This is a genomic window from Bartonella sp. AP20NXHL (assembly GCF_042196165.1).
Classification (GTDB): domain Bacteria; phylum Pseudomonadota; class Alphaproteobacteria; order Rhizobiales; family Rhizobiaceae; genus Bartonella.
In genome coordinates, this window is record NZ_JBHIPV010000083.1 from 1 (window position 1) to 1,039 (window position 1,039).

Genomic DNA, 1,039 nt, shown 5'->3' on the forward strand with positions numbered 1-1,039 from the left:
AACCAAACGGACGTATATCACGTGCAAAAGCACCGCGTGAAGCCGTTGATAAATTGGCAATAGAAATGCGTGCAAAGTGCTTCGGTTTAACGCTACAGGAGGCAAAAAATCCACTTTCTGGTACCTATATCGGGCGGCTTTACTTGCAAGGCGTGATTACTCAAGAGCAATATGACGCCGCGCAACAGTATTTACAGATAAGGAATAATTACCTTTGCGCAAAAGGCTTGCCTAATGCAATTTATGACGAAATGCCATCATCATCTGATGATAAGGCAAGAGATAAATGGGTAGAATTTGCAACAGAGCAGTTTATAAACACGCAAGAGGCACTAAAAGAAGCCCAATGCCTCTATAGACAATATAACCTTTATGCAGCGCTACAGTGCCTCGTTATAGAAGATCAAATGCTACCACACCTTGTGAATTCATTACGTGTTGCTCTTAACGTGCTTCAGAAACATTTTGATCGTAAATGACAAGCTCTATTACGGTTGCATTATATAGTATATCCTTCGTAAGTTTCCGCAATGTTCACTGAGTTCCTTTAACCATTTATGATCATTTGTTTTCACGTGAGATACTATGTTATCTACTTGTTCTTTTCTGAAATCGTAACGCTTATCTATAGCCGTCATAAATTTTTTTGCATAATAAATCATTGGATCCTCGTTATCATTGACCACGTCGTATGCCCACATAAAATCTCTTTCACTCCAATCATATTCATCGCGTAAACGCTTTATTACATTGGGTAGATCCATTTGCGACATCTCCTTATTATAATCACCCCGCAATAAACTCATAAGGGATGCACAAGCAACAACTGATATGTGACGATACAATATATCTTCCTTGTTAAAAAATGAATATTCTCCGCCATTTCTGAGTGAAAGTTCTTCTGCTTTGCGTACCTTTTCAGAATGCATAGAGCCAATATATGATTCACTTACGTATTTATTGTAAAGTTGATTATACTTCTCTATAGTATCTACACTTGTAAACATACGCGTCAATTTGTCTATAAATCCAAATGACG

Annotated in this window: 2 protein-coding genes; one reads left to right on the top strand and one right to left on the bottom strand. The window is 37.7% G+C overall.

Features of this window, described 5'->3' with window-relative positions; translation table 11 throughout:
* On the top strand, nucleotides 1–479 hold a 479-nt coding region (locus tag ACFILL_RS09315), incomplete at its 5' end, for a hypothetical protein (protein ID WP_375643845.1).
* 9 nt (nucleotides 480–488) lie between these two features.
* On the opposite strand, the gene ACFILL_RS09320 is transcribed toward ACFILL_RS09315, so the two are convergent.
* Nucleotides 489–1,039 (bottom strand): hypothetical protein (locus ACFILL_RS09320; protein ID WP_375643844.1); only part of this gene is annotated, 551 nt, incomplete at its 5' end.